Origin of the sequence: Acetomicrobium sp. S15 = DSM 107314 (assembly GCF_016125955.1) — a bacterium.
GTDB lineage: Bacteria > Synergistota > Synergistia > Synergistales > Thermosynergistaceae > Thermosynergistes > Thermosynergistes pyruvativorans.
The window spans coordinates 116,563-135,413 of sequence record NZ_JADEVE010000184.1; the positions used below are offsets into that span (position 1 = coordinate 116,563).

The 18,851-nt window shown below is 53.7% G+C and carries 20 protein-coding genes, 3 tRNA genes and 1 other RNA gene; 21 read left to right on the top strand and 3 right to left on the bottom strand.

Annotation, left to right across the window (positions count from 1 at the left end; all coding sequences use genetic code 11):
- The first annotated feature begins 134 nt into the window (after nucleotides 1-134).
- Nucleotides 135-1,598 carry a proton-conducting transporter transmembrane domain-containing protein gene (locus EZM41_RS05305; protein ID WP_198470092.1) on the top strand — a complete coding sequence of 488 codons (1,464 nt, stop codon included), beginning with the start codon at nucleotides 135-137 and terminating at the stop codon, nucleotides 1,596-1,598.
- A gap of 86 nt (nucleotides 1,599-1,684) precedes the next feature.
- Here EZM41_RS05305 and EZM41_RS05310 read toward each other — a convergent pair whose 3' ends face one another.
- Both EZM41_RS05310 and EZM41_RS05315 read right to left on the bottom strand, forming a co-directional pair.
- A complete protein-coding gene (locus EZM41_RS05310; RefSeq protein ID WP_198470093.1) occupies nucleotides 1,685-2,008 on the bottom strand; it encodes an AzlD domain-containing protein in 324 nt (107 codons plus the stop codon).
- Nucleotides 2,005-2,715 (bottom strand): AzlC family ABC transporter permease, encoded by a 711-nt coding sequence (locus tag EZM41_RS05315; RefSeq protein ID WP_198470094.1) that lies wholly within the window; start codon nucleotides 2,713-2,715, stop codon nucleotides 2,005-2,007. Before EZM41_RS05315 ends, EZM41_RS05310 begins: the two co-directional genes overlap by 4 nt.
- A gap of 168 nt (nucleotides 2,716-2,883) precedes the next feature.
- Between EZM41_RS05315 and ffh the strand changes: the two genes are divergently transcribed.
- The 13 genes from ffh to ffs all read left to right on the top strand — a co-directional run bounded on the left by ffh (nucleotide 2,884) and on the right by ffs (nucleotide 10,911).
- Nucleotides 2,884-4,215 (top strand): signal recognition particle protein, encoded by a 1,332-nt coding sequence (ffh, locus tag EZM41_RS05320; protein WP_198470095.1) that lies wholly within the window; start codon nucleotides 2,884-2,886, stop codon nucleotides 4,213-4,215.
- A gap of 21 nt (nucleotides 4,216-4,236) precedes the next feature.
- A complete protein-coding gene (rpsP, locus tag EZM41_RS05325) occupies nucleotides 4,237-4,515 on the top strand; it encodes a 30S ribosomal protein S16 (RefSeq protein ID WP_198470096.1) in 279 nt (92 codons plus the stop codon).
- Nucleotides 4,516-4,517: 2 nt separating this feature from the next.
- Nucleotides 4,518-4,757 (top strand): KH domain-containing protein, encoded by a 240-nt coding sequence (locus tag EZM41_RS05330; RefSeq protein ID WP_198470097.1) that lies wholly within the window; start codon nucleotides 4,518-4,520, stop codon nucleotides 4,755-4,757.
- A gap of 63 nt (nucleotides 4,758-4,820) precedes the next feature.
- Complete coding sequence (gene rimM / locus EZM41_RS05335) at nucleotides 4,821-5,354, top strand: ribosome maturation factor RimM (protein ID WP_342449246.1); 534 nt, start codon at nucleotides 4,821-4,823, stop codon at nucleotides 5,352-5,354.
- The gene (gene trmD, locus EZM41_RS05340; RefSeq protein WP_198470099.1) at nucleotides 5,351-6,493 is read left to right on the top strand and encodes a tRNA (guanosine(37)-N1)-methyltransferase TrmD; all 1,143 of its coding nucleotides are present in this window, start codon (nucleotides 5,351-5,353) and stop codon (nucleotides 6,491-6,493) included. Before rimM ends, trmD begins: the two co-directional genes overlap by 4 nt.
- Before the next feature lie 174 nt (nucleotides 6,494-6,667).
- On the top strand, nucleotides 6,668-7,018 hold the full coding sequence (gene rplS / locus EZM41_RS05345; RefSeq protein WP_198470100.1) for a 50S ribosomal protein L19: 351 nt from the start codon (nucleotides 6,668-6,670) through the stop codon (nucleotides 7,016-7,018).
- Between the two features lie 124 nt (nucleotides 7,019-7,142).
- Nucleotides 7,143-7,227: transfer RNA gene (locus EZM41_RS05350), tRNA-Leu, on the top strand.
- 171 nt (nucleotides 7,228-7,398) lie between these two features.
- A complete protein-coding gene (locus EZM41_RS05355; RefSeq protein ID WP_342449241.1) occupies nucleotides 7,399-9,486 on the top strand; it encodes an acetate--CoA ligase family protein in 2,088 nt (695 codons plus the stop codon).
- Nucleotides 9,487-9,489: 3 nt separating this feature from the next.
- Nucleotides 9,490-10,086 (top strand): glycerol-3-phosphate 1-O-acyltransferase PlsY, encoded by a 597-nt coding sequence (gene plsY, locus EZM41_RS05360; protein ID WP_198470102.1) that lies wholly within the window; start codon nucleotides 9,490-9,492, stop codon nucleotides 10,084-10,086.
- A gap of 29 nt (nucleotides 10,087-10,115) precedes the next feature.
- On the top strand, nucleotides 10,116-10,586 hold the full coding sequence (gene tadA, locus EZM41_RS05365) for a tRNA adenosine(34) deaminase TadA (protein WP_342449247.1): 471 nt from the start codon (nucleotides 10,116-10,118) through the stop codon (nucleotides 10,584-10,586).
- An 11-nt stretch (nucleotides 10,587-10,597) separates the two neighbouring features.
- Nucleotides 10,598-10,690: transfer RNA gene (locus EZM41_RS05370), tRNA-Ser, on the top strand.
- 17 nt (nucleotides 10,691-10,707) lie between these two features.
- Nucleotides 10,708-10,800 (top strand) — tRNA-Ser (locus EZM41_RS05375).
- 11 nt (nucleotides 10,801-10,811) lie between these two features.
- Nucleotides 10,812-10,911: signal recognition particle sRNA small type (gene ffs / locus EZM41_RS05380), an RNA gene on the top strand.
- Nucleotides 10,912-10,936: 25 nt separating this feature from the next.
- Here ffs and EZM41_RS05385 read toward each other — a convergent pair.
- Nucleotides 10,937-11,269: a metal-sensing transcriptional repressor gene (locus tag EZM41_RS05385; RefSeq protein WP_198470103.1), complete on the bottom strand. Its 333-nt coding sequence runs from the start codon at nucleotides 11,267-11,269 to the stop codon at nucleotides 10,937-10,939.
- A gap of 200 nt (nucleotides 11,270-11,469) precedes the next feature.
- Between EZM41_RS05385 and rpsB the strand changes: the two genes are divergently transcribed.
- The 7 genes from rpsB (at nucleotide 11,470) to EZM41_RS05420 (ending at nucleotide 18,821) form a co-directional block, all read left to right on the top strand.
- Nucleotides 11,470-12,321 carry a 30S ribosomal protein S2 gene (rpsB, locus tag EZM41_RS05390; RefSeq protein WP_198470104.1) on the top strand — a complete coding sequence of 284 codons (852 nt, stop codon included), beginning with the start codon at nucleotides 11,470-11,472 and terminating at the stop codon, nucleotides 12,319-12,321.
- Nucleotide 12,322: 1 nt separating this feature from the next.
- A complete protein-coding gene (gene tsf, locus EZM41_RS05395; RefSeq protein WP_342449242.1) occupies nucleotides 12,323-12,916 on the top strand; it encodes a translation elongation factor Ts in 594 nt (197 codons plus the stop codon).
- Nucleotides 12,917-12,987: 71 nt separating this feature from the next.
- Nucleotides 12,988-13,710 (top strand): UMP kinase, encoded by a 723-nt coding sequence (gene pyrH, locus EZM41_RS05400; RefSeq protein ID WP_198470106.1) that lies wholly within the window; start codon nucleotides 12,988-12,990, stop codon nucleotides 13,708-13,710.
- Between the two features lie 59 nt (nucleotides 13,711-13,769).
- Entirely contained in the window at nucleotides 13,770-14,327 is a 558-nt protein-coding gene (gene frr / locus EZM41_RS05405) for a ribosome recycling factor (RefSeq protein WP_198470107.1), read from the top strand.
- Between the two features lie 111 nt (nucleotides 14,328-14,438).
- Entirely contained in the window at nucleotides 14,439-15,425 is a 987-nt protein-coding gene (locus EZM41_RS05410; RefSeq protein ID WP_198470108.1) for a TAXI family TRAP transporter solute-binding subunit, read from the top strand.
- A 65-nt stretch (nucleotides 15,426-15,490) separates the two neighbouring features.
- The gene (locus EZM41_RS05415; RefSeq protein WP_198470109.1) at nucleotides 15,491-17,338 is read left to right on the top strand and encodes a TRAP transporter fused permease subunit; all 1,848 of its coding nucleotides are present in this window, start codon (nucleotides 15,491-15,493) and stop codon (nucleotides 17,336-17,338) included.
- 88 nt (nucleotides 17,339-17,426) lie between these two features.
- Nucleotides 17,427-18,821 (top strand): tryptophanase, encoded by a 1,395-nt coding sequence (locus tag EZM41_RS05420; protein ID WP_198470110.1) that lies wholly within the window; start codon nucleotides 17,427-17,429, stop codon nucleotides 18,819-18,821.
- The last annotated feature ends 30 nt before the right edge of the window (nucleotides 18,822-18,851 follow it).

Genomic DNA, 18,851 nt, shown 5'->3' on the forward strand with positions numbered 1-18,851 from the left:
CGGGTGCTTCTTTTTGGTGCGGTTGAAGCTGGCTCATTGCCTGGTCTCTTTAACTATTGGCTTCACTGCCGGATTTGTGGTCTTTTTTCTTGTCACGATGGTAGCACTTTGCGGGTTGGGGTGATGAGGTGTTGATGTCGGCGGGATTGAGGCTTTCTTTTGTGTTCGACCCACTCTCCATATTGATGGCGACGTTGGCCCTGTTTATGACAGCCGCAGTCTCGATTTATTCCCTTGGATATGCAAAACCCGAAAACAGGAGGGAACGCAAACTTTTCTCCATTGCCCCCTGGCTCTTTTGTCTTTTTTCGTGTCTTTCTGTTTTTTCAAGTGACTGGTTCTTTTTCGCTCTGTTCCTCGAATTATCCTCAGTCGTGCTCTTTTTCATGATCCTGCCGGTGAATTTCCGCACCGCTGTTTACTATCTGTTGGCTCAGCTTTCGGGGTCGCTTTTAGTCCTTCTTGGCGCGGCTTTCATGTTGCGCGAAACAGGTACGGCCGCTATGGGGCCTGTCCCCGCCAAACTGCTTTGGCTTTTTATACCTGGAGTCGGTATCAAGGCTGCCTTACCTGGACTACATTTCTGGCTCCCAAAGGTCCATAGCGAGGCACCCACCCCAGCAAGCGCTCTGCTGTCGGGTTTTGCCGTCAAGCTTGGTATATATGGACTCGCCAGGCTGGTTTCGCCCCCTGCAGCACCGGCGCTTTTGTTTCTTGGCCCCGCTATGGCCCTCTACGGTGTCTTTCAGGCCCTCATGCAGCATGATGCAAAACGACTGCTGGCCTACCATACTGTGAGCCAGCTCGGCTATATAGTATCTGCCATAGGGGCAGGGACGGCTCTTGGCGTTGCCGCTGGTGCCTATCATGCCGTAGCTCACGCACTCTTTAAAGGTCTTCTCTTTCTGACTGTGGGCACCCTCGAAAAGGCGTACGGGACTAGAGATCTCCGTTTTTTGGGCTCCGGAGCTGCGCGTACCTTCCCCCTCACTTTTGCGCTATTTTTGGTGGGAGCTCTGGCAATAGCGGGCTTTCCTGGCATGAGTGGCTTCGCTAGCAAGGCCATGGTAAAAACCTCGTTGAAAGAAACATCCCATTACGCCATCCTTTGGATGCTCCAGGCGGCAAGCGTGGGAACTGTTTTGTCCTTCTGCAAGCTCGGATATTTTGGTTTTTTTGCTAAGGACAGACAGCCGCTACAGCCATGCGCAAAAGAACTGCCCCGCGCTAAAAAAGACAAATTTCGCAACGCAGGAATGGGACTTCTTGCTGCGGGAACTGTTTTTTTAGGACTTCGTCCGCAGGTTTTACCCACTTTTATGCAGATAAATTGTCCAGCTTTTTTCGAAAGCGACGCTATCCTCTCGGCGGTCGTTCCTATTTTTATCGGTGGAATCCTGTTTTTGGTGCTCAGGAAGGTTCTGGCCCCAGCAGACCACAAAACCCACGACGTGGATAGTTTGTTAACCAAAATCTATGTCGTCCTGGCGTGCTGCCCTGCCTTGGTCGCCAAACTCCACACAGGCAGGCTCCGCTTTTATATCGTTACCGTCATCATTACTGCTTTATCGGCCTTCTTTTTCATCGCAAGTTATTAACGATTTCACTGTACAGCAGTATAAAAGTCAGACTGAGCTTGTAAAGCAATTAAGGCGATGGTTCTGACCCTTTTACCCACTCCATTCTATAGGTACTTTGTTAAAATATCGGAAATCAGCATAAAAAGAACTCCTGACGATATTGTCCAAAACATACTTTTCGTAAAAATAGCAGTTATGATAGCCACTATGCCTGCCAGCAGCTTCATGTTTTCAAAAGAAATTAAAAACTGGCCTGACCTTATGAAAAGCTCAGGCGCTATTAAAGCTGATAGTACAACCGGTGGCACGTAGCGCAAGGATTTTTGCAACCACAAAGGCATTTCCCATAAACCAAAGAGGTAGACGAAAGATAGCCTCGTAAGATAAGTTAAAATTCCCCCTAAAAATAAAACCAGCCATACTTTCATGGCCGCCTTCTTCTTGCCTCTAAAACAAAACCGCTCATTATGCCGATCAAGGCCGCCGCGATTGGGCCTAATTTATAGGGGAGTTCATAAAGCAATAAAGATGAAACCCCTGCCACAAGAGCCACGATAACACTTGAATGGCTCTTTAAAGTTGGGACCAAAATAGCGATAAAGGTTAAAGGGAGGAAAAAATCCAGTGGCCACTTCGGAGGAAGCATTTTACCTAAAGTGATACCAACCGCAGTGCTCAGCTGCCAACTTATCCATAAGGCAATGCCGGCACCTAAAAAGTATAGGTGTCCATAGCTGTGCTCTTGTTGTTTTTGATAGTGATTTATAGTTACGGCATAAGCTTCATCGGTCAAAAGATATGCCAAAAGGGCTTTCCAACCGAATGAGAGCTCTTGTAAATATGGCGCAACCGAAGCACTGTAGAGCAAATGACGCAAGTTTATTATCGCTACCGTGAGGACAATCACAGACCAAGGAGCGGCCTCGGCAAAGAGTTTGCTGGCCGCGAATTGCGAAGAACCGCCAAAGATCATGCAAGACATCAATTGAGTCTGGAGTTTTGTCAAACCTGCCTCTAAAGCCGTAATGCCGTAAATTACTCCGAATGGCACAACGGCAAAGAGTAGAGGGGTTTCGTCGCGAACCCCCTCTAAAAAAGCATACAAACTTCCTTGAACCTTCAAACCTATTCCCATCTCCAAAAGCACCAAAATTCAAAGCAAATAAAAAGCCAGAGAATGGTACCATGTCAGATTTTAATAAACAACTGCCCTGCAGAAAGTCGATACGTTACGACCGCCGGTGACTTGACAGTTTGAGGCGCTCCTCATAATATAATCGAGCTGCTTTCTGGGGGAATGTCTATGTTTGAGGGTTTAAGAGAGCGCCTGGAGGGTGCGTTTTCCAGGCTGAGAAGCAAGGGAAAACTCACGGAGGCCGACGTGGAGGAGGCGCTTCGAGAGGTGAGGCGCGCCCTTCTTGAAGCCGACGTGAACTATAAGGTCGTAAAGGAATTCACGTCGCGCCTGAAAGAAAGAGCTGTAGGACGAGCCGTCCTCGATTCAATCACGCCTGCTCAACAAGTCCTCGCCATAGTATATGAGGAGCTCATCTCACTCATGGGCGGAGGGGCAGAGCCTCTCGCTGTCGCTTCGAACCCGCCAACCCTTTATATGCTCGTGGGGCTTCAAGGTTCCGGCAAGACTTCGACGGCCGTAAAGCTCGCGAAGCGCTTATCTTCCGGTCATAGGCCGATGGTTGTGGCCTGCGACCTGCAAAGGCCTGCGGCGGTAGAGCAGCTCAAGGTTTTGGCGAGCGAGGCGAAAATACCCTGTTTTGCGCCTTATACGTCAGGCGACCCTCTTAGGGTGGCCGAAGAGGCTATGTCGTATGCGCGAGATCGGCTCGTAGATGTTATTATATTCGATACGGCTGGTCGTCTTCATGTGGACGAGGCGCTCATGGATGAACTGGCTAAAATGAAGGCTCTCCTCTCCCCTCATGAGATTTTGCTCGTAGTGGATGCCATGACGGGGCAAGAGGCGGTAAACGTAGCCTTGACATTTAAAGAGCGTCTGTCTATTACAGGGGCAATATTGACAAAGCTCGACGGCGATGCACGGGGCGGCGCTGCCTTGGCGATAAGGGCAGCGACAGGGGTTCCAGTGAGGCTCGTGGGTGTTGGGGAACACTTGGACGATCTGGAAGTCTTTGACGCCGCCCGGATGGCCCAGCGCATCTTGGGAATGGGAGACGTAGCCGGCCTTGTGGAGAAGATCCAGTCCACTGCCGACATGGGCGAAGCGGAGCGTTTGGCCAAGAGCTTAAAGGAAAACCGTTTTACTATGGAAGAGGTGTTGCTTCAGATTCGACAACTTCAGAAGCTTGGCCCTCTGGAAAAGGTCCTGGAGATGGTTCCTCTGCCTGGCAAGCTAAAACAGTTGAAAGGCGTAGAGGTGGACCCTAAGAGGCTTAAACATGTGGAAGCTGTTATACTCTCTATGACGCCGGAGGAGAGACGGCGCCCTGAAATCATCAAGGGAAGCCGCAGGCGCCGGATAGCGCAGGGGTCAGGCACGAGTGTTCAGTTAGTGAACCAGGTATTAAAGCAATATGAAGAAATGAAAGGGATTTGGAAGCGTCTGAACAAAGGCAAGGCAAAGGGTTTCAAGTTGCCTAAAGAATTATTTCAATAGTTTGTGGAGGTGTTTTATCTTATGGCGGTGTGCATTCGTTTGGCCAGGCATGGCCGCAAGAAATTGCCATTTTATCGCTTAGTGGTGGCGGACTCCCGCTCGCCGAGAGACGGGCGCTTTATCGAGAAAATAGGCCACTATAATCCGTTGAGGGACCCTGCCGAGATAGCGGTCGACGAAGAGAGGGCCCTATATTGGCTCAAGGCAGGGGCGAAGGCATCCGACACGGCTCGCTCGATCCTGGTCAAAGCCGGAGTCTGGAGCAAATTCGAAGAGAGCGCAAAGGCGGGTCAGCTATAGGTATGCCGGATTATTGCCGCTTGGTCGAGGGCATCGTGAAGCAGCTCGTGACTGTAAGCGATGCCGTGAGCGTTACAGAAGAGCGCGATAGCGGCACAGTGAGGGTCAAGGTCAGCGTTGACCCTCAAGATTTGGGGCGCGTCATAGGCAGGAGAGGCGTCACGGTTAACGCCATCAGGACGGTCGTCAAGGCTGCGTCTATGAAGTCGGGCGAAAGGGTCGAGGTCGACGTCGTCGAGTGAGACAATATTTCTACAGATTGTGTCCGAGGGCCGATTAAAACGAAAAGCGGAAGGTGAAAAGAGATCGCAGACTCAAAGGAGCTCGTCACCGTCGGCGTAGTGGCTGGTGCTCATGGCATCAAGGGCGCAATGAGGGTGGTGCCGCTCACCGACTTTCCTGAGCGCTTCTTGAGACAGAAGGAGCTCAACCTTTATAGCGATGATGGTGAGTTTATCCGTTGCCTCCATGTCAGGATGGCAAAGTTTTTGGACGCCAAGAGAGAGTTCCTTGTAGAGGTTGAGGAGTTTGGTGATCGCGGCTCAGCGGAGTCCCTTAGGGGCATGCTCATAAAGGTGGCCAAAGAGCATCGCGCCGTCCTGCCTGATGGGCAATACTGGATAGAAGATATCGTGGGCCTCGCCGTGAAAGATCTCGCTACTGGCGAGGTCTTGGGTGAAGTTATAGACGTATTGTCGACCGGCGCTAACGACATCTATGTGGTGAAAGCTGCCTCGGGAGAGGAAAAGCTTCTCCCCGCCATAAGAGACGTTGTTCGGCGGATCGATTTAGACGAGGGAGTCATCGAGGTGACCTTGATCGAGGGGTTGTGGGAGTGAAGCGTTTTTCTGTCATAACCGCCTTCCCCGAGATTTTCAACGGGTTTCTATCCTCGAGCATAATCGGCAGGGCTATATCCTCTGGCCTCATAGAAGTTGAGCTTTTGAACTTGCGCGACTTCGCTGAGGGCAAGCACCGGCAGGTGGACGATTATACTTACGGCGGCGGTGGTATGGTGCTGATGGCCGAGCCGCTCTATAAGGCCGTGCAGGCAGCGTGTAGCATCTCTGGGAGGGCCATGGTCATTTTCCCCTCTCCTCAAGGGGTCATGCTGTCGCAGGAGGTAGTCGAAAGCTTGGCCCAGGAGGATCACCTGATCATCGCCTGCGGTCACTACGAGGGGGTGGACGAGCGCTTCGTGGAGAGCTGCGTGGATTTGGAGCTGTCGATAGGGGATTATGTCTTGACGGGAGGAGAGCTCCCCGCTATGGTTATAATTGACGCTGTGTCTCGTCAGCTCCCTGGTGTGGTGGGTAAGGCCGAGTCCGTCGCAGAGGATTCCTTTTTCAGGGGTTTTCTCGATCACCCTCATTACACTCGCCCTGTCGAGTGGAGAGGAAAGCGAGTCCCCGAAGTTTTGCTATCTGGCGATCATGGCGCGGTCCTCGACTGGAGGCGAAGGCAGGCTGCAGACAGGACGATCGTCCGCAGGCCGGATCTGTTGAGCCGGGCCAATATTTTGCCCTATTTGAGCTGTGGCTTTTACGTCACGTTGTTTTCGGCGCCGGATATATCACTCGAGGAGCTCGAGCGGATATGCACGGTGTCTGGCGCTTATGGCGCAAAGAAGGTGCTCGTCGTGACGCCTCTGCAAAAACCCGTCACGACAGATTTGTCGATGGTAAAGCGCTTTTCTTCGTTAGAGAGTGCTATGTCATGGATAGGGAAGAGCGAAAAGAAGGTTCCTTATGTGGTTGGCATGACGGAAGCGCCCTGCGGCGGCGTTCATTGGCTTGAGTTGAAGAGGCGCGTCCTTGAAAGAGACCTTCCGCTCTCCCTGGTCTTTTGTGCCGATGAGCTCCTTGCGAAGGAAGCGTCGCACTTTGACACTATGATGTGTTTGGACGAGAGGGGGGATAAAATCCCGCTCTCTTGCGAGGTTTCGGTGGTATTAGATCGCCTGTTCGGCTCGAGGTAACCGTTTGTCGTGCCAGGTCTTTCCAATTTTATTTTTGAGCGGTTGGCGTGATCGAACTTTTGTCTCTTATGTGTCTATGCTACAATGCAACGGAGCAACATGCGCTGTGACCGAATCTTGTTTTTTTAAAACATTTGACTTTATCGAGAAAGAATTTAGAAGGAGGATATAGCGATGGACCCAAGGGTCGCTCTTATAGAGAGGCGTTTTAAAACCAAGGAAGTGCCGGATTTCAGGCCAGGCGATACCGTGAAAGTGCACGTTAAAGTCTCGGAGGCCAATAGGCAGCGTATCCAGATCTTTGAAGGCGTTGTAATAGCGAGGAAGCATGGCGGCGTCAGAGAGACCTTTACAGTGCGCAAGGTCTCCGGCGGCGTAGGGGTGGAGCGCATCTTCCCCCTTTATTCTCCGGTCATAGACAAGATCGAGATTGTGCGTAGGGGCAAGGTGAGGAGGGCCAAACTCTACTACCTGCGCAAGCTCAGCGGTAAAGCCGCCCGCATAAAGGAAGCTCGAAGACGATAGAGGATTGTGAATTTGTCAGCTCGCGCAAAAGCGCAAAGGTGCGGCTTTCTTCCGCAGATGAGCGGCAAAGGCCCGGACAGCCTTGACGGATTTGCGCCCCGGTTGCTATAATCGCTGGCGTAGTGCCGAGGTGGTGGAACTGGTAGACACGCACGTTTGAGGGGCGTGTGGGGAAACCCATGGGGGTTCGAGTCCCCCCCTCGGCACCATTTTTGTGCCCTTTTACCTCTTTTTGCTTCGAAGGCGAGAATTGCCGCCCTCTCTTCCGCATAGTTCGCTTCAAGGTGTATAGTTGTGGTCGTAAGAATAAAAAACGCTACGGAGGCTTAGGTCATCAGAGCCTCCATAAGTGCTTGTGTCTTAAGCGAGGAGGGAAAGCCGTGCCGCAAGACCTTAACGCGTTGCTTTGCCCTAAGAGCGTGGCGGTAGTTGGGGCTTCGTCCAATTTAGAAAGCATCTCAGGTAGGCCTTTGAAGCTGCTGCTGCGATATAAATTCGACGGGCGCATTTACCCCGTCAATCCAAAGTACGAATCTCTCCATGGCCTTCCGTGTTTCCCCGATGTTTTGTCGTTGCCGGAGACCCCCGATGTGGCTCTGATCGCTGTTCGCTCCTCTCTTGTGCCTGAGGTGATCGAGCAGTGCGCGGCGCGGCGCGTTCCTTTTGTGGTGATCTTTTCCTCCGGCTTTGCCGAGAGCGGCGACGCGACTTCTCAGGAGCGGGTGATCGAGCTCGCCAGAAAAGGCGGCGTGCGAATAGTGGGGCCTAATTGCCAGGGACTTGCGAACCTCGCACGGGGCATCCCTTTGAGCTTTTCTGCCTCCCTCGACAGCGATAGGCCTTGTAAAGGTCCGGTGGCATATGTGTCCCAGAGTGGCGCCTTCGGATTTTCGTCGTATTCGCTCGCTGTGGACGGAGGGGTCGGCTTTCGTTACGTCGTGACGACCGGCAACCAGGCGGATCTGGATGTGGTGGATTTCGGCATGCACTTTTTAAAGGATCCAGAGGTGCGCCTCCTGCTCGTTTATCTGGAAGGGTTGAACGACGGAGAGCGTTTTTTGGAGTTGCTGCGGACCGCCAAGGAGAAGGAGATCCCTGTGGCAGTATTGAAGGCCGGCAAGAGCCCATCGGCGCAGGCTGCGGCGAAGAGTCACACCGCAGCCGTTGCCGGGGACAGGGTCGTGTGGGAAGCGGTTTTGCGGCAATATGGAGCTATAGAGCTCGATGATGTAGAGGACATGATAGACTTAGGCATTGCCTTTGCTGCGCCGCAGCGCCCGGAAGGCAAGAGGGTGGCGATACTGACAACGTCCGGCGGCGCCGGCATAATCATGGCAGATCGATGTTCCGATCTTGGCCTTGATGTGCCTCGTTTTTCGCCGCAAATCCAGGAGCGCATAGCAGCGCACATTCCGCCATTCGGGTCTCCCGCCAATCCCGTCGACATGACCGCTCAGGTCATAAACGATCCGGAGGGTTTTCCTATATGCCTCGATTCTGCGCTCTCTTCCGGCGAGGCAGATGCCGTAGTCTGCATAATATCCATGATCACGGGCAGCTCTGGGCAGGCAATGGCGGACGAGCTGGAGAGGGCCTTTCGCCGTTCCTCCAAGCCTATCCTATGCTCTTGGCTTATAGATGAAGAACATGGAGGGCAGTTTTTGAAGCAGCTTCACGCTGCAGGCCTGCCGGTCTATCGCAGCCTGCGGAGGTGCGCCTTTGCACTGGCCTCGATGGTCAAGTGGCAGACCGGTAGAGCGCCGATGCGTCCCGCGATCGAAGCTTCTGTCCCCTTTCTCTCGACGCTGCCCGAAGAGCTGACGGAGTACGATTCCAAATTGCTCCTCGCCCATTACGGGGTCCCCATCACCAGGGAAAAACTCTGTTTGAGCCTGGAAGAAGCGCTCTCTGCGGCTAACGACATCGGTTTTCCCGTGGCTTTAAAGGTCATTTCCCCCCAGATCTTGCACAAGACCGAGGCCGGCGTCGTTGCCCTTCGCCTCAGCGACGAAGAGGAGGTACGGAATGCCTATGGCAGGCTCCTCGAACGCGCGCGTCGCTTCGACAAAGATGCCCAGATCAAAGGAGTGCTCGTCCAAGAGATGGTCGAGGGCGGGCTTGAGTGTATGATAGGGGCGAAAAGGGATCCCGTCTTTGGCCCAATCATAGCCGTGGGTTTGGGCGGAATATACGTCGAGGTTTTGAGAGACGTGGCACTGCGTCGCTGTCCCGTAGATGAAGAGGAAGCGTTGGAGATGGTGCGATCGCTGAAAGGCTTCCCGCTTTTGGCCGGTGCCCGCGGGAGTACCAAAAAGGACATTTCGGCTTTGGCGGATATGACCAGGCGGATCTCGGAGCTGGCTTATGTGGAGAAGGACTTGAAGGAGCTCGATGTCAACCCGGTCATCGTGCTGGATGAAGGGCATGGCGCTGTGGCTGTAGATGCCTTAGCGTTGAGGGGCAAATGATAGATGGATTGGCTCTGGGTGCTTTTCGGTTACCTTTTCGGCTCCATCCCGACAGGCTATCTGGTGGTCAAGGCCATCCGCGGCGAGGATATACGGCGCTATGGTTCCGGCAATATAGGAGCCACCAACGTGGGTCGCCTTTTAGGCAGGAGGTGGGCCATGGCGGTCGGTGCCTTCGATATCGTCAAAGGCGGTTTGGCCGTAACGTTGGCTCGCCCATGGGCGGACGACCACCTCATTTTGGCCCTGGTGGGCGTGGCCAGCGTTTGTGGGCATGTATTCCCGCTTTGGCTGAAATTTAGAGGAGGCAAGGGCGTAGCCACCACTTTCGGCGTCGTCTTCTCCTATCACCCACTGGTCGCCTTGGCGAGCGGCGCCTTGTGGTGGATCTTGGTTCGTCTCTTTCGCTATGTATCCCTCGCCTCGATGATTTCTCTGTCATGTGCGCCGTTCTTCTTTTGGCTGCTGGGAGCAGATCGCGTCTATATCTTTGCCACCGCCTCATTGGCAGTGCTTACGATCGCGAGGCATAAGGACAATATAGATAGGCTGCTTTCCGGCACGGAAAACCGCGTGGGCAGGCCCGCCAAGGGGCCTTGACAACGCTTGGGATGTGCTATAAATTGACTGTGCCTCGAAATGCCTCCGCAAGGGATTTGTATTTTATGCGCCTGGCCTTGGAGGAAGCGAGAAAAGGAGTTTTTAGGGGCGAAGTGCCGGTGGGGGCGGTGGTGACAAGGAACGATGCTTTGGTTGCAAGCGCTCGCAATCGCCGCGAAGAACTGAAAGACCCCACAGCTCACGCCGAGATTCTGGTGCTGAGAGAGGCTTCTTACGAGCTCGGCGATTGGAGGTTAGAGGGTTGCGTCTTATATGTCACCCTCGAACCATGCCTTATGTGCGCCGGGGCGATTTTGCAAACCCGCATAAAGCGAGTCCTCTACGGTGCCCAGGATCCGAAGGGCGGGGCGTGCGGTTCCATCTATGATCTTTTGAACGATGGCAGGGTGTCGCCGCGGCGGGAGGTCGTAGGGGGCGTCTTAGAAGAAGAGAGCAGCGAGCTGTTGCGAAGCTTCTTTTACTCGAGGCGTAAGGCTTAAGCATCGAATGTGGAGAGATGGCCGAGAGGACGAAGGCGGTCGACTCGAAATCGACTAGGCGGTTCGAAGCCGCCTCGTGGGTTCGAATCCCACTCTCTCCGCCATGTAGATAGCGTTCAACGGAGAGGTGGCCGAGAGGCCCAAGGCGCTCGCCTGGAGAGCGAGTAAGCGGTTAGAAGCCGCTTCGTGGGTTCAAATCCCACCCTCTCCGCCAAAGTTGCGGGGGGCCCGGCCCCGTGCGGCGAAGGCCCGTGAACCCCGCCAGGCCCGGAAGGGAGCAACGGTAAGCGGTAACCTTCGGGTGCCACGGCGAAGCTGGGCTTCCCGCTCATATTTTTGCGCGTTGCCAATTATTCTTCCTCGGCCTTTTCTTCTTGCGCGAGCAGTGGCGCTATGTCCAGGAGGGTGCTCACGACCGTCTCGAGCTCTTCCAAACTCTTTTCAGTCGGCTTGCCCTCTCTGAAGCATTTGTGAACGTAGCCCTTCAGTATCTCTATACAGGTTTGCTGCATGGCCTTGCGGGCGGCCGATAGTTGGATTAGGATGTCGCGGCAGGGTCTGTCTTCGACGATCATGCGCTGGATTCCGCGAAGTTGGCCCTCTACGCGCTTTAACCTGTTCAGGATTGCCCTTTTTTCCGGTGCAACGTCCTCAACTTGTTGCACGAGAGCACTTTTAGCCACCATCCGAACCCCCTATGAGTATTTGATCCCTTTCGCTCAATGTTAAGCGTTGAGAGCTTGAAGGTCAACTGCAAGCTATGGTATACTTCCCCGTGGCTTAAACACACACATCGTCTGATGTCCCTGGGGGTGCCCTTAAAAGAGAGTGCCAGGGGCAGGAGAGGGCGGTGGAGGAAGGACAACCAAAAGGAGGGAAAGCATTGGCAATCGTTTCGATGAAACAGCTTTTGGAAAGCGGTGTTCACTTCGGACACCAAACCAGGCGTTGGAACCCCAAGATGAAGCCCTACATATTTGCCGAAAGGAACGGCATCTACATAGTCGATCTCCAGAAGACGGTAAAAGGGCTTGAGAGGGCGTACGATTTCCTGAGGGAGGTCTCGAAGGGCGGCGGAAGCGTGTTATTTGTGGGAACCAAGAGGCAGGCCCAGGAGACAATCGCCGAGGAGGCCCAGCGCTGCGGGCAGTTTTATATCAACCAACGCTGGCTCGGAGGACTGCTCACGAACTTCCAAACCATAGCACGGCGGGTGCGCTATATGATCCGACTCCAAGAGATGGAGGAGTCCGGCGAGTTCGAGCGTTATCCCAAGAAGGAAGTCATCAAGCTTCGAAAAGAGCGCGCGAAACTGGAGAAATACCTTTCTGGGATCCGCGACATGAAGGATATCCCCGATGCGTTATACGTGGTCGACCCGCGGCGGGAGGAGATCGCAGTTAAAGAAGCCCACAAGCTCGGCATACCTGTCGTAGCTATTGTGGACACTAATTGTGACCCCGAACTCATCAATTTCCCGATACCGGGCAACGATGATGCCATAAGGGCCATCAAGCTGATCACCTCTCTGATGGCGGATGCCATAATCGAGGGGCGACAAGGCATCGATGGCACCTTGACGGTCAAAGAGGCAGAGACAGAAGAGGAGCCCGAAACGGAGGAGACCGAGGAAGTGATCTCCGTCAGGGAGAAACTCCACGAAACGTATGCGGAAGTTGAAGAAGAACTCGTGGAAGAAGAATTGGAAGGGCGCAAAGGCTGGAAGGAGGATTGACGTGGCTACCGATACCGCTTTATTGAAAGAACTTCGTTTTCGCACCGGCGCCGGCGTGCTCGATTGCAAAAAGGCGCTTGAGGAGTGCAATGGCGACATAGAAAAGGCCGTAGATCTGCTGCGGGAGAAAGGGATCGCTATGGCAGCCAAGAAGATGGGCAGAGAGGCTGCCGAAGGCAGGATCTTCAGCTACATCCACAGCAATGGCAAAATAGGCGTGCTGCTTGAGCTGAATTGTGAGACCGATTTTGTAGCGCGTACGGATGAGTTTATGAATTTGGGGCACGAGTTAACGCTTCAGATAGCAGCTGCAGCTCCGGCCTATCTTTCCGCCGAGGATGTCCCCGCCGAGGATTTAGAAAGGGAGAAACAGATTTATCGAAAGCAGGCCTTAGATGAAGGCAAACCCGAGAATATCGTGGACAGAATCGTAGAGGGACGGCTCAAGAAATTTTATGAAGAGTCCTGCCTCTTGGAACAGAGGTGGATACGAGACTCCGATAGAAAAATAAAGGATATCGTCACGGAGCACATAGCTAAATTTGGCGAAAACATAGTGGTCCGTCGTTTTGCCCGCTATGCGATTGGAGAGTAAAGCTGAAACGGCGAGGTTCAAGCCTCGCCGTTTCAGCTATTATATGATGCAACTTGCGAGGGAGCCGAAAAATGCCTGTTTATAGTAGGGTGCTTTTAAAGCTTTCCGGAGAAGTATTAGCTGGTTCTAAATCGTTCGGACTCGACCTGAAAGCTGTTGAAGCCATTGCCTGTGAGGTGGCAGAGGTAGCCAAAGCCGGCGTGGAGTTGGCCATGGTAGTAGGCGGTGGAAATATTTTTCGCGGCGTGGAGGCTGTTAAGGGAGGCATGGACAGAGCCCAGGCCGATTATATGGGCATGCTCGCCACGGTCATAAACGCCTTGGCGCTTCAAGATTCTCTCGAAAGGCTGAAAGTGCCGACGCGCGTTCAGACAGCCGTAGAGATGAGGCAGTTGGCGGAGCCGTTCATCCGTAGAAGGGCTATAAGGCATTTAGAGAAAGGAAGAGTCGTCATCTTCGCTGCAGGTACAGGTTCCCCGTATTTTTCCACCGATACGGCGGCCGCGTTGCGAGCCGCTGAAATCCGGGCAGACTGCCTGCTGAAAGGCACCAAGGTCGACGGCGTATACGAAAAAGACCCGGAGAAAGAGCCCGACGCCTCGTTTTTGCCTCATATTTCCTATATGGAAGCCTTGACGCGTCAGCTCAAGGTGATGGATGCCACAGCCTTCTCGCTTTGCATGGAAAATGCCGTGCCAATTGTCGTCTTCAACATCCTACGCCCTGGCAACTTGAGGCGGATAGTGCTCGACGGCGAACGGGTCGGAACGGTCGTCGATTCCTCAAAAGGTTGATATTCAGGGGTACATAAGGCAAAATTGAGGTAAGGTTTGGATTGAAAGGGGAAGTGGAGATGCCCGATAATATGCTTAAGGAACTATCTATCCGGATGGAGAAGGTGGTATCTCACCTTAAGGAAGAGCTTGTAGCTTTGAGAACGGCTCGGGCTCATCCAGCTCTGGTAGAGGGCATAAATGTTGAATATTACGGGAGCACGATGCCCATAAAACAGCTTGCTACGGTCGCCGTCCCCGAGCCCAGACAGCTTATGATCATCCCCTGGGATAAGTCGGCCGTGAAGGTCATCGAGAAGGCCATCATGGCTTCTTCTTTAGGGGTTACGCCGCAGAGCGATGGCGAAAGCATTCGCCTAACGTTGCCGGAGCTGACTCGCGAGCGTCGCACAGAGCTGGTCAAGCTTGTGCGCCGCCACGCCGAGGATGCGCGCGTGGCTATACGAAACTTGCGCCGCAACGCTTTGGAGGATGCCAAGAAGAAAGAGAAAGACGGTGAAATCACAGAAGACGATCTAAAGCGTTATCGCGAGGAGATTCAAAATATCACAGATGAGTTCATAAAGAAAGTCGATCAAGTGATGGAAGATAAAGAGAAGGAAATCATGGAAGAGTAAGACCCGCGTCGCTTACTTCACTGACAGCTTTAGCGGCAAACCGAGGCGAGCTCCTTGTATCAAGAGAGACTGTTAGGAATAGAGCATAATATGTTCAGGGGGTGAGTCGTTATGAAGGCGAGAAAGTGTTGTGTTATCTTGATGGCGGTGTTTCTGGTTGCCTTCGCTACGGGGGGAGCTTTTGGAGCGAAGGAAAATTGGCCCGCACAGCTGCGCTTTCCGTCTGGCCCTCCAGGGGGGACGTGGTTCGCCTTGGGTGGGGCCATAGCCGATATGTGGACGAAGAGCGTCATCCAAGTGACGAGCGGTAGCGGCGGCGGCGTAAGCAATGTTGTGAATGCCGGGCGCGGAGAGGCCGATTTGGGGCTTTCTACTACCTCTATGCTTGGTGCAGCGGCAAAGGGGCTGGATCCGTTCAAAGAGCCGGTCGAGGGGACGGCGCTATTTGCGAACATCTATAGGCAATATACATACTTCATCATGCGCAAGGATTACGCCGACAAGAACGGTGTTAAATCCGTCAAGGATATCGTCGCCAAGAAGCTTCCCATCCGTTTTGCTACACTTAAGCCTGGCACATCGTCGGAGTTCTCCATCCGTTCCATTTTTGAAAAAGGCTTCGGTGTTGGTTGGAATGACATCAAGTCCTGGGGTGGCTCGGTGAGCTTCGCCTCTTACTCCGACGGGGCAGACCTTTTGGCCGACAACCACTTGGACTGCTTTGCCTTTCAGGTCAGCCGCGTAGCCTCGGTCATCATGGACATAGAAAGCCGTGTCGATGTGGTGTTGCTTCCTGTGGATAAAGAAGCTCGAGATGCCATGGCTGAAGTTTATGGAACGACTACATTCGACATAGAGCCAGGGGTTTACAAGAGCGTGACTGAGCCGGTTCCCACGGTTGGCGATTACACATGTATAGTGGTGGCCAAGGCCCTGCCGGAGGATCTGGTATACGAGCTTTCCAAGGCCTTGTGGGAGCATAAAGACGAGCTCGGCGAGGCTTTTGTAGACATGAAGGAGCTGAACCCCAAAGAGGCTATTTCCGAAGGCGTCCCTGTCCACCCGGGCGCGGCGAAGTTCTGGTCAGAGTTGAGGTAAAGCCTATAAATGACGGGCAGCGTTTTAAGCGGCTGCCCGTCATTTATTTTTGAGGAGGGTTTAGCGTGCGAAAGCTCAAGGGCCCGCTTAAAGCGGTTATATACCTCTATGTTGTCGCCATGGGGCTGTTTCACCTTTACACGGCGACGTTCGGCAGCTTAGAGGCTTATCTGCAGCGAAACGTCCATCTGCTCTGGATTCTTCCACTCACGTTCATCCTTTACCCTGCCTCTAAGGCCGGTCCCAAGGATGAGGTTCCACCTTTCGACTGGGCTCTTGCGGTCTTGGCCGCGTGTCCGGGGTTGTATGTCATTTTCAATTACGAGTCTATTATCTATCGTGTCATTCAGGTTGACCCCGTAACGACCGTCCAATTGTTGCTCGGCACATTGCTCACGTTGTTGCTGTTAGAGGGGACGCGACGGGTTGTGGGATGGCCTTTGGCCGTTATAGGCGGGCTCTTTGCGGCATATATGTATTTTGGCCATTTTTTACCAGGCATAGCCAAAGGTTTCCCCTTTTCTTTCCATAGAGTCATAGAACATCTCTATCTCACCGATGAGGGAATTTTTTCTTCGTCGCTCGGGGTCTCTGCCACTTATGTCATGATCTTCCTCATATTCGGCGGCTTCCTCGAAAAGAGCGGCATAGGTCCTTATTTCATGGATTTGGCTCAAGCCTTCGCCGGCCATTCGCCAGGAGGACCGGCGAAGATCGCTGTGGTGAGTTCCGCCATGTTCGGATCTATCTCCGGCTCGGCTGTTGCTAACGTCTACGCCACTGGCGCCTTTACGATACCGTTGATGAAGCGCATAGGATATTCACCCACCTTCGCCGGCGCGGTAGAAGCTGTGGCGAGCTCCGGAGGGCAGGTTATGCCTCCGATCATGGGGGCCGGTGCCTTCATAATGGCTTCTTTCCTCGGCATCCCCTACAGAAATGTTATCATAGCTGCTTTTGTCCCCGCCCTTTTATATTACGTCGCAGTTTTTGTAATGGTCCATATGAGGGCATTGAAGAGAGGCCTGACTGGACTCCCCAGGGAAGAGCTGCCATCACGGATCTCCGTGTTGAAGCGCATATATTTGGTCGTCCCGCTGGTAGGTCTGGTTGTAATGCTGCTTTACGGCTACACTCCCATGAGGGCTGCTATGGCAGGTATAGCGATGGCCTGGATTGTGTCCCTCTTCGATCCGCGCTATCGCATGGGGCCCAAGGCTATCCTCGACGCGATTCACGACGGCTCGATGAACATCTTCGTCGTGGCCATCGCTTGTGCTACAGCCGGCATAGTGGTCGGGTCGGTCACGCTCACCGGTTTGGGCTTTAAGGTGGTGAGCCTCATATTCTCGCTGGCCAGAAACATCCCATTCTTGGCCCTTTTGCTCGTCATGCTGCTTTCTATACTGTTGGGCATGGGGCTTCCAACGACCGCTGCGTATATAGTGGCCTCAGCCTTGACTGTGCCGGCCTTGGCGAAGCTCGGATTTCCCGCACTGGCTTCTCATATGTTCGTGTTTTACTTCGCCATCATTTCAGCCATAACGCCTCCGGTGGCGCTGGCCGCTTACGCTGCCAGCTCCCTGGCAGGTTCGAACCCGGACGAGACAGGTTTTCAAGCTATGAGGCTCGGACTTTTAGCCTTCATCGTACCTTATGCCTTCTGTTACGATGGGGGGCTTCTTTTGCAGGAGGGCTTCCTGTGGAATATCTTTGCTTTCTTGGGCGGCCTCGGTGCCGCTATGGCCATCGGTTGGGGGATAGAAGGCTTTCTGCGTCGGCCGCTTTCTTTTTGGAGCCGCGTCCTATTTTTGGTCATGGGCATCTTGTGCCTGTGGCCATCGACGCCGATCAGGCTTTTGGCCCTCGCCGTAGTATTTGGAGCATATATTTCCCATCGCCGCGCTTCCTGAAAGCCCTCTGGCATTACATTATTTGTTATTGTGGCAATTAGTCAGGCGAGATGAGCCGAAGACTTAGCCTCATGGAGGCGCATGCGAGATGAGGTCTCGTATAGGACCCGAGCCATTTAAGATCAAAGCGGTGGAGCCGATGCGGCTTCCGGATCGGAGCGTGCGGGAGGAGGCGCTCGTCAGGGCCAACTATAACCTCTTCGGGCTGAGGTCTGAAGAGGTTTACGTGGATCTCTTGACCGACTCCGGAACCGGGGCCATGAGCGCCGCGCAGTGGGCAGCGCTCATGATGGGCGATGAGGCGTACGCAGGTGCGAGGAGCTTCTACGCCCTAAAAGATGCCGTGAAAGAGATCTTGGGCTTCGATTACGTCATTCCCGCGCATCAGGGGCGAGGGGCCGAGAACGTCCTGTTCGGCACCCTTTGTAAAAAGGGAGACGTCATCCCCTTCAACATGCCCTTCGACACCACGATGGCTCACATCCTAAACGTCGGGGCAAAGCCAGTAGACTGTGTGGTCGACGAAGCCTTTGACCTCGTATCTGACTATCCCTTTAAGGGAAACGTCGACATAGGTAAGTTAGAGACTGTAATAAACCAGTACGGCAAGGAAAATATCCCCCTGATAATGGTCACCGTTACCAATAACTCGGGCGGCGGGCAGCCCGTCAGCCTTCAAAACATCAGGGACGTCTCGCAAGTCGCCCGCAAATACGGCATACCCTTCTTTCTCGATGCAGCGCGGATGGCTGAAAATGCCTATTTTATCAAGATGCGCGAACCGTCCTGTGCTAACATGTCGTTGAAGGAGATCATCCGCGCCATGGCCGATGCGGCAGATGGTTTGGCAGTTTCGTGCAAAAAAGATCCCTTGGTCAACATCGGCGGCATGATCACCTGCAGAAACGAGGAGATGTATCACGTCTTGCTCCCGCGCACCATCCTTTACGAAGGGTTTGCCACCTATGGGGGACTAGCAGGGCGAGATCTGCAAGCGCTCGCGCAAGGGCTTTTTGAGATGACGGACGAAGAATATATGTCTCACCGCGTGGCCCAAGTGAGGCATCTCGGCGAATTGTTGGACGAAGCCGGCGTCCCCTTCGTAAAGCCAGCCGGAGGACATGCCATATTCGTGGACGCTGCCTCTTTCCTCCCTCGCATTCCCCAGCGGCTCTTCCCCGCCGATGTCCTCGCTGCGGAAGTTTACATAGAGGGGGCTGTGCGAGGGATAGGACTAGGAGCCCTCGCTTTCGCCACCGCCGACCCAGAGACCGGTTCTGAGGTCTTGCCGAAGCTCGAGCTGTTCCGGCTTGCCATTCCGCGCAGGGCCTACACGAATTCGCACATGGAATACGTAGCCGAAGTCGTTAACGATGTTTACAAGCGGCGCGAAAGCGTAGATTACGGCCTCGAGTTGGCTTACGAACCGCCGGTCAAGGGCATTCGTCACTTCCTCGGCAAGCTGCGTCCAAAGAAGCTTTGAGTGCCGGCTACGCCTTTATAGCGGCGAGTT

Bases quoted from the DNA above. Each gene is read 5' to 3' on its own strand.
- pyrH (WP_198470106.1), top strand. From the start codon at position 12,988: ATGCCTGTTTATAGTAGGGTGCTTTTAAAGCTTTCCGGAGAAGTATTA.
- rpsP (WP_198470096.1), top strand. From the start codon at position 4,237: ATGGCGGTGTGCATTCGTTTGGCCAGGCATGGCCGCAAGAAATTGCCA.
- ffh (WP_198470095.1), top strand. From the start codon at position 2,884: ATGTTTGAGGGTTTAAGAGAGCGCCTGGAGGGTGCGTTTTCCAGGCTG.
- EZM41_RS05420 (WP_198470110.1), top strand. From the start codon at position 17,427: ATGAGGTCTCGTATAGGACCCGAGCCATTTAAGATCAAAGCGGTGGAG.
- frr (WP_198470107.1), top strand. From the start codon at position 13,770: ATGCCCGATAATATGCTTAAGGAACTATCTATCCGGATGGAGAAGGTG.
- rplS (WP_198470100.1), top strand. From the start codon at position 6,668: ATGGACCCAAGGGTCGCTCTTATAGAGAGGCGTTTTAAAACCAAGGAA.
- EZM41_RS05330 (WP_198470097.1), top strand. From the start codon at position 4,518: ATGCCGGATTATTGCCGCTTGGTCGAGGGCATCGTGAAGCAGCTCGTG.
- EZM41_RS05305 (WP_198470092.1), top strand. From the start codon at position 135: ATGTCGGCGGGATTGAGGCTTTCTTTTGTGTTCGACCCACTCTCCATA.
- plsY (WP_198470102.1), top strand. From the start codon at position 9,490: ATGGATTGGCTCTGGGTGCTTTTCGGTTACCTTTTCGGCTCCATCCCG.
- EZM41_RS05410 (WP_198470108.1), top strand. From the start codon at position 14,439: ATGAAGGCGAGAAAGTGTTGTGTTATCTTGATGGCGGTGTTTCTGGTT.
- EZM41_RS05315 (WP_198470094.1), bottom strand. From the start codon at position 2,715: ATGGGAATAGGTTTGAAGGTTCAAGGAAGTTTGTATGCTTTTTTAGAG.
- EZM41_RS05310 (WP_198470093.1), bottom strand. From the start codon at position 2,008: ATGAAAGTATGGCTGGTTTTATTTTTAGGGGGAATTTTAACTTATCTT.